Genomic DNA, 9,469 nt, shown 5'->3' with positions numbered 1-9,469 from the left:
TAATTGCTTTCAGACTAGAACTGGTTGCTTTCAATGATTAATTGGTTGCCCTAAGCCATTTATTGGATTCACCAAGACGGAATACTGCAGAAATTTTGTTTTTTGCGAGTTGCCACTGAATAAGTAAGCAATTCCCATGGATTTTCGCTGCGGTGAAGGCTCATCGCTCACCCCACGGAAAGCGTCCGCTCTGCAGCGAAAATCCTAGCGGTCACTTCCTTACGTCACAGTATTCCTATTATGTGCGACATTTCATTCCTCGTTCTCAATTGCCATATCTTTTAGAGAAAGGCGGTTGCGCTTTTACTATGGAAAAAGTGTCCTTTTACAACTAACGCAACAAATTATTACAACTAAAACAATTCCCCAGAAAAACACACAAAAAAAGGACTAAAACCACAACGGTTTTAGTTCCCTCGCAAGCTCACACATGAAATAATACAAGCTTCCCAGCACTATTTACTAAACGATGCGTCGTCTCTAGCAACCCTTTTTCTTCGATTGCTGCTTCCCCTTTTTGCTTCGCTTCCTCGTCATTTTCGAAAGTCCATGTTTCTTCCACAATAAGCTTTCCTGTTGGTTCAAATGCAGTAAATTTATACGTTTTCATGAAAACACACCCCTTTATTTGTCTTTACTATATTATACATTAAAAATTCTAAAATTAAATGTAAAGTAAGCTTGACAATAAAAGGAATGGTAAAGTATACTTTACGTAAAGTTAGCTTTACAAAGAAAGTAGGAATTATGATGGAAAATTTAGTGAGAGAAAAGCGGATGGCACTTGGCATGACGCAAGATGAATTGTCGGCCAAGTTGGATGTTTCTAGGCAAACGATTAGTTCGTTAGAAAAGGGGCGATACAATCCCTCCATTACACTTGCTTTTAAGCTTTCAAAATTGTTCCAATGTACGATAGAAGAAATATTTATATATGAGGAGGAATAGGAATGTATGAGGATTTTGATTTAGTATCCTTTTTGTTAGGTTTACCGCTTGCGATTACGATCTTGGCAATTGTATTTTTAATCATGAGAAGAATTGGAAAGCAAAAAAGATGGTTTGATGAGCGTTATATAAGAATCCACGAAAAAGCCCGTTCTTTATCTTGGACTGTTACTACGATAACTATATTAATCGTGTGGATGATTATTATTTTTATGGAGGGACCAGGGTTAGCTTTTTTCTTAATGACTGCGGTTTGGGTTATTCATATGCTCTCATATGGAATTGGATCATTCATTGCCAATAGATCTAACTAGATAACTGGTATTTTAACAAATGGAGGAGTTATGAATATGAAAAGCAATACGAAACTAGCGCTAAGTATTTCCTTAGTTGCATTGATTGGAATTCCATTGTTTTTCCTGTGTATTTCATTAATAACAGGAAATTGGAAATTTTACTCTTTAGTATTTTCCCAGCATTTTTAGCAGGATTCACTGGATTAATGGCAGCCCTTCAGCAAATTAAAAAAGAATATAATCCTAACTAGCAAAGGATAGAAAGATTGTATATATTCATTTGTATGCAGTCTTTTCTTTATGATAAAATAAGAACAAATATTCGTTTTTAAAGTGAGGTGGAAGCATTGACAGAAATTCGATTTCTACATATTGCCGATTTGCATTTGGACAGCCCATTTAAAGGGATTTCCTCCATTCCGCAAAGCAAGTGGAAGGAAATACGTGAGAGCACATTTCACGCTTTTACAAACATTATAGAATATGCAGTGGAAAATAAGCCTGATTTCGTGTTAATAGTTGGGGATATTTATGATGGGGAAAATAGAAGCTTACGTGCTCAAGCTCTATTTCAAAAAGGAATGGAAGCACTACAGGCAAAAGGAATTCCTGTTTTTATTTGTTATGGAAACCATGATCATTTAAGTGGAAAGTGGGTAAGGTTCCTGCTTCCAGACAATGTGCAAGTATTTGGAGAAAAAGTGGAGACAAAAACATTAAATATTAAAGGCGAAAAAGTCCATATATCGGGATTTAGCTATAAAGAGCGCCATGTTCTGGAAGGAATGCATAGCCATTACCCAGTAGCAAATGGACAACATATTCATATTGGGATGCTGCATGGAAGTGTGGAAGGAAATATGGAGCATGATGTATATGCCCCTTTTCGCAAAAATGATTTAATAGCAAAAGGCTATAATTATTGGGCGCTTGGTCATATACATAAGCGGCAAACTTTGCATAATGATCCCCCAATAGTTTATCCAGGTAATACGCAAAGTCGTCATCGTAACGAACAGGGCTTAAAAGGATTTTATGATGTTACATTAACGGAAAATAACGCAACGCTTCAGTTTGTCCCTTCCTCTGCATTTATATATGATGAGGTAGAAGTTTCTTGTGAGGGAATTGTTCATGCAAATGAATTAATAAACCTTATGGAGCAATCTCTAAACTCCTACAGGGAAGCAAATGGAAACGCCATCGTCGAACTCACTTTGACCGATATTTCGGAAGAGACAAGTGAGCTTATCCAAGCATCATCTAAAGAAGAATGGCTATCCCTGATTCAAGAAAGCTTAGAGATGGATCATACGTTTATAATCGTAAAAGAATTACATGTAAATCTTCCTAATATGGAACGAAAAGAATCGAATATGTTACTAGAAATGATGGAAGAATGGGAGACTGCCGAATGGAAACATGTATTAAAAGATCTATATCGACATCCGAAAGGTAGCAGATACCTGCCTGCTATAGATGAACAGTTTATGGATGAAACGATGCAGGAAGCAAAAGAGATCCTTTCAAAAGTGGTGACAAGGGGTGAGTAATCAGTGAAAATAGAAAAACTCCATATTTACGGTTTTGGAAAGCATGAGAGTGTAGAAATCGATTTAAAAGATGGCATTAATGTCTTTTATGGGGAAAATGAAGCTGGAAAGTCTACAATCCAGCAATTCATCCTGCATATTCTTTTTGGATTTCCACAAAAAAATGCGCAACTATTAAGATATGAACCGAAAAGTGGGGCCATGTACGGCGGAAAAATCCATCTAATAGATGAGTATGGAGCTCGTATCATAGTAGAACGTGTAAAAGGCAAAGCAAGTGGGGATGTCACGCTATACTTTGAAGATGGTGCACGAGGTGGAGAGAAGGAACTTTCCAATTTACTTCATTCATATAGTCGTACAGATTTCGATGCAATTTTTTCTTTTTCATTAATTCAATTGCAAGGTTTTGAAAAAATGACAGAAGAAGAGCTAACAAGAACACTTCTCACTTCAGGAACGACAGGCATGGACATGCTAACTAATGTGGAAACTCAATTTGTAAAAGAGATGGGAGAACTCTTTAAACCAACTGGTAAAAAGCCATTGATCAATCAAAAATTAGAAGAGCTACGAGAATTGGAGTTAGAATGGAAACAACAAATGGAAGAAGTACAAAAATATGAACCTTCCATTAACCGATTACATGAACTGGAACTGTTAATAGCGAAAATGATGGAGCAGGAGAAAAATACTTCCGATCAATTACAACACTATTTACGCTGGAAGCAACTAAAGCCCATTAAGGAAAAAGAAATAGAGCTTGAACAAGCTCTAGAAAACGTCAAGCATATAACCTTCCCAGTTGATGGGATTCGTCGCTATGAGTCAATCAAAGATAAAGAAGTTAGTGTGAAAATTACGCTTGAACAATTAAAAGAAGAGCTTGCAACTACAACAAATAACCACCAAGTCCTGACCTCAAAAGAATTAGAAGCACTACAATCCTATTTGAGTTATGAAACACAGTGGCATGAGCTCAGAGCTCAGCGAATACAAATAGAAGAGGAACAAAGCAAAACATTGCAAAGTCAAATGCAACAACTATCATTGGTAGGAGTGAATTGGGAAAAAAGTTTAAAGTCTATTATGGAAGCAGATGTGTCAATACAACAAGAGGATCAGCTCGTTTCTTTACTTCAAAAACAAAGAGAACTAGAAAGCCAGTTGCAACAAGAACAACGTTTATTGCAAATGAAACAAGAAGATTTCGATAAGCACCAAACTCGAGTCAACGAATCGAAACGAACGAGCAGATCATCTTCCCAGAACAAAAATGCAAAAGGAATAGCCCTTCTGTTTATAGGAGTTATTATTATAATTGGTTTAACTCTTAGCTTCTTTCAAGCGAATTGGATCATTGCTCTTATAACTGTAATTTTTAGTGCAATCGTATATATTGGGTTCATGTTTATGCTGGAAACGATGCAACAAGCAGATGATATGCAAAAGTATGAAAGCTTGTTAGTGAGGGAGCAGCAAACGTTAAAAGAGCAAATAGACCAATTGGGATATACGATTAATAAACTCGTACAAGAGAGAGAAGAAATCGAACATTTAGTTCATGCATTTTTAAAAACATATCATATTAGTGAAAAGCTCTCATCTAGCTTATTGCCTAAAGTTTTTAATAGACTTCGAATCATTCAAGAACAACAACTGGAATTAGATCAAATGGAAACGAAATTATACGAAGTGAGAACTAGACTTCAACAACTATTTGGACAAGCACAGGAAGCAGCAACTATCCACTTAATAGAAGATATGCTTTTCCACCAGTTACGTGAATATTATTTAACTGAAAAGAAAAAAGCAGAAGACCAACAGTTTTCAGCTAAAAAAATTGCGCAATTCGAAACGAAGATACATGAAACGAGACTACTGCTTACTGCATATGTAGAAAAAATAGCCGAACTGTTTAAAGAAGCAAAAGTAGAAACAGAAGAAGATTATTACACGGCGTATCATTTGTATGAAGAAAAACTCACACTAGAAAAAGAAATCGAGCGAATTCAAATGCAGCTAGGGAATCACCCTGTAAGTCTACATGATTATGAAGAAAGCTTTGAATATGAATGTAAAGAAAAACTGCAAAGCCTTCAACAAGAACGGAACGAATTACTACAAGAAAAAGCGTCCCTCTTATATAAAACAAAAAAGTTAATCGAAAACGATGAACAAAGTGAAAAATTACAACAACTGGAACAGAAAAAGACAGAACTTCACGAGCTAGTAAAAAAGTGGGCTGCTTATAAAGCTGTTGTAGAAGCGATTAGAAAGACAATGACGCAGTTAAAGGAAGAACGTCTTCCAGAAGTATTACAACGTGCACAGCATTACTTTCAGACGCTCACAGGCTATTCATATGATGAATTACTATTAGCGCCAGAGGGTAGCTTTGAAGCAGTGAAGGCAAATGGGCAACGTTTTAAAATAGCAGAGCTTAGTCAAGCGACAAAAGAGCAAGCGTATATTTCGCTACGAATTGCACTTGCTGTTTCATTAAAAGAAAAAGCATCTTTTCCTATTATTATGGACGACCCTTTTGTACATTTCGATCGTTTCAGGCTTCAACACATGGTACAATTAATGACAGAGCTACAAAAAAATCATCAACTACTGTACTTTACATGTCATGAAAATATGCGATATGTCTGGAAAGAAGCACATATCGTCCAAGTAGCGGACATTTTAGCCGGAAGTGGAGGGAATGTGAAATGAAAGGTATTACACAACTACGAGTAGGGGATCCAGTAGATCATTTCTTACTAATCAAACAATCAACAAAAGGAGTAACGACTGTTGGCAAACCATTTATGTCACTAGTTTTACAAGATAAAAGCGGCGATATCGAAGCAAAACTGTGGGATACAAATGAGGAGCATGAAAAACTATATGCAGCGAGCCAAATCGTTCGTGTCGGAGGGGAAATTCAAGATTATCGAGGGAAGTTCCAGCTTCGCGTAAAAAGTATTCGACCAGCAAAAACGGATGAACAAGTAACGATCAATGACCTTGTTCCATCAGCTGATAAACCAAAAGAAGAACTAATGGAAGAACTAATGCAGTTTTTCTTCGAGATGAAAAATCCATTGATTCAACGAATTACTCGTCACTTATTAAAAAAACATCAACCTGCTTTCATGACATACCCAGCAGCAACGAAAAATCACCATGATTATGCATCTGGATTAATCGACCATGTCGTATCGATGTTAAAACTTGCAAAATCATTATGTGACTTATATCCAACACTTAATAAAGACCTTTTATATGCAGGAATTATTTTGCATGATATTGGCAAGGTCATTGAACTGTCGGGTCCGGTTGCAACAACGTATACAACGGAAGGAAATTTACTTGGGCATATTACCATTATGGTCAATGAAATTTCAAAAGCAGCAGATGAACTACAAATAGAAGGAGAAGAAGTAATGCTCCTGCAACATATGGTACTTTCCCATCACGGTAAAGAAGAGTGGGGAAGTCCGAAACGCCCAATGGTTCGTGAAGCGGAAATCTTGCACTATATTGATAATATCGATGCAAAAATGAATATGCTCAATCGTGCATTGGACAAAACAAATCCGGGAGAATTCACAGAGCGATTATTCCCACTTGAAAATCGTTCCTTCTACAAACCAACATTTGAATAACAAAAAAGCGTAAAGGCACTCGTCCTTTACGCTTTTTATATAAATAATTATTTGCTTTCTTCCGTTGATGCATCTGCATCTTCTGTAGTTGTATCTGCGTCAGTTGGTGCTGGAGTCTCAGCTGCAGCTAAAAACTCGTCTAACGCTGTTTTTAAATCTTCATCCTTGATCTTGATATCTGCATCTTTCATCATTTTCGCTACTTTCGACAATAGCGCTGAAGTATCTGCTTTCTCAAGCTTTAATTGTTTTTCAAGTTCTGCTTTTTTATCTTCGTATGACTCTTTAATCTCACGCTTATCGGTCACTTCAATGATGTGGTAACCAAAGCTAGATAAGATTGGATCGCTTAGAACGTTTTTCTCCAATGCGAATGCACCTTCTAAAAACTTTTCATCCATATTCGTTGCTTTGTTAAACCAACCTAAATCGCCGCCAGTTGTTTGAGCTGCTTGTTCAATGGAATATTCTTTTGCAACTTCCGCAAAATCTTTCCCAGATTCAAGTTCCGCTTTTACTTTTTTAGCAGTCTCTTCGTCCTCTACTACTATATGACGAGCTTGGATTTCGTTTTTAATATTTTCGTATTCTGCTTTAATTTCATCTTCTGTTACATCCACGTCTTCAATCAATGCTTTTTCTTGCATTAAATTTAGTTCTAAGTACTTTTTGTAAGAAGCTTCTGTATAGCCTTGCTGTCCGATGATAGCTTCGAAATTATCACCATATTGCTCTTTGTCGGCTTCTAATTGCTTGTTTACTTCCTCTTCTGTCACTTTATACTTCGATGATAGTACTTTTTCAATCATCAGAAGTTGAAATGCTTGATCCCCGATCGATGTTTTCATTTCTTCATATAAGTCATTTTGCGTGATATCTCCAACTTTAGAAGTAGCGATTACTTCGCTGTTAGTTGCAGAATCATTACTACAAGCACCTAATGCAAAAACGGATGCTGCAAGTGTTAATGTTAATACTGTTTTTTTCATGAAATTCTCTCCTAACTTCTTGTTGCTGCAGTTGTTACTATAACATAAACGAAATAAAAACAAAAATGGTTCCCGTTCATTTGCCTACCGATTGTTCAAAAAAACGCATAGGATACATGGAAAAGGAGGTGTTTTAAATGGGCGGACAATATAACGGTGGTTATGGTTCTAGCTTTGCATTGATTGTTGTTTTATTCATTCTTTTGATCATTGTAGGGGCAGCGTTCCTTTACTAATGAAGACGTGAACTAAGATCGTGTAAAATCGATCTTAGTTCTCTATTCATTTTAGTATTATGAAAATCAGACAAAAAAGAAATGACCCTAAATCATTCTGATGATTTGGGTCCATTTTTTTCTCTTAAACTGCGTAAAATAGTTCTACATAGAAGGAAACAAGAAGAATCGTAATAAGTATGTTAATGGTACGAAAAATCTTCGGGTGTTTTTCTTCTGGAATTTCTTTTGACATAACTAAGGCGTATGTCATTCGGTTTATTTGTAGCAAATAAAATGCTGAGAATAGAACTAACGTAAATATGATCATGTCCAGACTCCCTTCATATACTAGTAAGCATATCAAAGAAGATGCGAATTTTACAAGTGTTACTTCTTGTTAATAATGTGTCGGCGTGATTAGAATTTCAAATCCAGCTTCCGTTTCTTCAATATATGCACTTTTTGGAGACTTACTTAAATGTTTCACATATATTAAATCGATTAAACAAATACCGCAATGGTACGCAAATAACATAGTGAAATAATGTGAAAAAACAGGAACAAGTAATGCTCCGATAATTAAAACAGCATTAATAAAAATAAAAGGTGCTAATAAAGAAAAAATGAATCTGTTTTTATTAATTGGTTCTACTACTCTTATCGTAACAGTAGGTAAAAACCCAAATTGTTTTTTATTTATGATTTTCACGTTATTTCGAAACTTATAAAGTGGAATGAAGTGTAATAACTTGTGAAGCGGATAAACGCTTAAAAATGCTAGTGTAAATACTAGAAAATAATCATCGGATTTATTTGTGTGATTAATAATTCCTAACAAAACGTATGCGAAAGAAAAAACGATTATAACTAATAGAGAGGATAATAGAAATAACCTTTCTAAGCCATATTGTTTTTTTACATTAATTGTTTTCCAACAATGCAAATTGTATGCAACTCCTATAGAAGAGATTGACCTTCAGATACATACAATACGACTTTTATATTTAAAATGCAATACATAAATTGTTAAAAATTATAGAGCGCTTACACTCGCAAAAAATTATTCATTTTTAGTGAAGGATTCATCAATATTTTTAATCGATCGTTCAAATATTTCCATGAAGTCATCACCATAAATATTTCGTATAACAGCCATTACATCTAAAAATTCTGGAAATTTACCGTACAATTCTTTCATCGAACGTGAACCTTCGATAACGGAGTGAGGTGTATCATGATAATTTTCATACATTTCGTCAAGTAATGTTTTACCTTTTGGAGTAATTTCTACGTATGTGTTACGTTTGTCCGCGTCTCTTTTTGAAAAGGCTAGTAAACCGCGCTCTTCTAACTTTTTAGAAAAATTAAAAGCAGTCGAAACATGCATAACTCCGAATTTAGCTACTTCTGATACTGTAGCACCTTCTAAATGATAAGAAATCCATAAAATATGATGTTCATTAATATTCAACTCATAAGGTTTTATCCACATTTGCCAATCTTTTTCTACAGCTTTCCATAATGCTTTTGATAGCTGTGCAATACGCTGACTATAGATCATTGCTTCTTTCATCGTGTAGAACTGTTCAGTCATATGTCTACCTTCTTTCTCTATTATAATCTTTCAAATATTATAGCAAGAAAGTATGTAGCTGGATACATATTATCAAAAATAATTGATAGTTTATATTATAAAAATAGAAAATTACTTATTTATCAGTGCAGACTCACTAGAAACAAAATTTTATACAGTTTATCAAACTTATATATCCAGTAAATGGTGAAGAGCAACTAATTGGTCATTGAAAG

At 35.2% G+C, this 9,469-nt stretch carries 11 protein-coding genes; 6 read left to right on the top strand and 5 right to left on the bottom strand.

Translation table 11 applies throughout. The features are described from left to right. Positions 1–424: 424 nt before the first annotated feature. Positions 425–610 carry a YhzD family protein gene (locus FG383_RS20445; protein WP_142609496.1) on the bottom strand — a complete coding sequence of 62 codons (186 nt, stop codon included), beginning with the start codon at positions 608–610 and terminating at the stop codon, positions 425–427. A 140-nt stretch (positions 611–750) separates the two neighbouring features. On the opposite strand from FG383_RS20445, the gene FG383_RS20440 reads away from it, so the two are divergent. From FG383_RS20440 to yhaM, 5 genes are all read left to right on the top strand, one after another. After that, positions 751–948: a helix-turn-helix transcriptional regulator gene (locus FG383_RS20440; RefSeq protein ID WP_142609495.1), complete on the top strand. Its 198-nt coding sequence runs from the start codon at positions 751–753 to the stop codon at positions 946–948. Positions 949–950: 2 nt separating this feature from the next. Next, positions 951–1,262: a DUF2178 domain-containing protein gene (locus FG383_RS20435; protein ID WP_142609494.1), complete on the top strand. Its 312-nt coding sequence runs from the start codon at positions 951–953 to the stop codon at positions 1,260–1,262. Between the two features lie 329 nt (positions 1,263–1,591). Continuing rightward, positions 1,592–2,797 carry a metallophosphoesterase family protein gene (locus FG383_RS20425; RefSeq protein WP_142609492.1) on the top strand — a complete coding sequence of 402 codons (1,206 nt, stop codon included), beginning with the start codon at positions 1,592–1,594 and terminating at the stop codon, positions 2,795–2,797. Positions 2,798–2,800: 3 nt separating this feature from the next. After that, positions 2,801–5,518 carry an ATP-binding protein gene (locus FG383_RS20420; protein ID WP_142609491.1) on the top strand — a complete coding sequence of 906 codons (2,718 nt, stop codon included), beginning with the start codon at positions 2,801–2,803 and terminating at the stop codon, positions 5,516–5,518. Continuing rightward, complete coding sequence (gene yhaM / locus FG383_RS20415) at positions 5,515–6,453, top strand: 3'-5' exoribonuclease YhaM (RefSeq protein ID WP_142609489.1); 939 nt, start codon at positions 5,515–5,517, stop codon at positions 6,451–6,453. The genes FG383_RS20420 and yhaM overlap by 4 nt, the downstream gene beginning before the upstream one ends. Positions 6,454–6,500: 47 nt before the next feature. Here yhaM and FG383_RS20410 read toward each other — a convergent pair whose 3' ends face one another. After that, on the bottom strand, positions 6,501–7,442 hold the full coding sequence (locus FG383_RS20410) for a peptidylprolyl isomerase (protein WP_142609487.1): 942 nt from the start codon (positions 7,440–7,442) through the stop codon (positions 6,501–6,503). A 137-nt stretch (positions 7,443–7,579) separates the two neighbouring features. On the opposite strand from FG383_RS20410, the gene FG383_RS20405 reads away from it, so the two are divergent. Then, a complete protein-coding gene (locus tag FG383_RS20405) occupies positions 7,580–7,678 on the top strand; it encodes a YjcZ family sporulation protein (protein ID WP_142609485.1) in 99 nt (32 codons plus the stop codon). A gap of 124 nt (positions 7,679–7,802) precedes the next feature. On the opposite strand, the gene FG383_RS20400 is transcribed toward FG383_RS20405, so the two are convergent. The 3 genes from FG383_RS20400 to FG383_RS20390 all read right to left on the bottom strand — a co-directional run bounded on the left by FG383_RS20400 (position 7,803) and on the right by FG383_RS20390 (position 9,254). Next, positions 7,803–7,988 (bottom strand): hypothetical protein, encoded by a 186-nt coding sequence (locus tag FG383_RS20400; protein ID WP_142609482.1) that lies wholly within the window; start codon positions 7,986–7,988, stop codon positions 7,803–7,805. A gap of 69 nt (positions 7,989–8,057) precedes the next feature. Then, entirely contained in the window at positions 8,058–8,603 is a 546-nt protein-coding gene (locus tag FG383_RS20395; RefSeq protein ID WP_142609480.1) for a DUF3267 domain-containing protein, read from the bottom strand. 117 nt (positions 8,604–8,720) lie between these two features. Continuing rightward, positions 8,721–9,254 carry an HTH-type transcriptional regulator Hpr gene (locus tag FG383_RS20390; RefSeq protein ID WP_142609477.1) on the bottom strand — a complete coding sequence of 178 codons (534 nt, stop codon included), beginning with the start codon at positions 9,252–9,254 and terminating at the stop codon, positions 8,721–8,723. Positions 9,255–9,469: the final 215 nt, after the last annotated feature.

This window comes from Psychrobacillus soli, assembly GCF_006861775.1.
Lineage (GTDB): Bacteria > Bacillota > Bacilli > Bacillales_A > Planococcaceae > Psychrobacillus > Psychrobacillus soli.
This window is presented reverse-complemented; position numbering and strand designations above follow the sequence as displayed.

What these genes read in the sequence shown, in the direction of transcription:
- FG383_RS20440 (WP_142609495.1), top strand. Translation starts at nt 751, where the DNA reads ATGGAAAATTTAGTGAGAGAAAAGCGGATGGCACTTGGCATGACGCAA.
- FG383_RS20405 (WP_142609485.1), top strand. Translation starts at nt 7,580, where the DNA reads ATGGGCGGACAATATAACGGTGGTTATGGTTCTAGCTTTGCATTGATT.
- yhaM (WP_142609489.1), top strand. Translation starts at nt 5,515, where the DNA reads ATGAAAGGTATTACACAACTACGAGTAGGGGATCCAGTAGATCATTTC.
- FG383_RS20435 (WP_142609494.1), top strand. Translation starts at nt 951, where the DNA reads ATGTATGAGGATTTTGATTTAGTATCCTTTTTGTTAGGTTTACCGCTT.
- FG383_RS20390 (WP_142609477.1), bottom strand. Translation starts at nt 9,254, where the DNA reads ATGACTGAACAGTTCTACACGATGAAAGAAGCAATGATCTATAGTCAG.
- FG383_RS20445 (WP_142609496.1), bottom strand. Translation starts at nt 610, where the DNA reads ATGAAAACGTATAAATTTACTGCATTTGAACCAACAGGAAAGCTTATT.
- FG383_RS20410 (WP_142609487.1), bottom strand. Translation starts at nt 7,442, where the DNA reads ATGAAAAAAACAGTATTAACATTAACACTTGCAGCATCCGTTTTTGCA.
- FG383_RS20400 (WP_142609482.1), bottom strand. Translation starts at nt 7,988, where the DNA reads ATGATCATATTTACGTTAGTTCTATTCTCAGCATTTTATTTGCTACAA.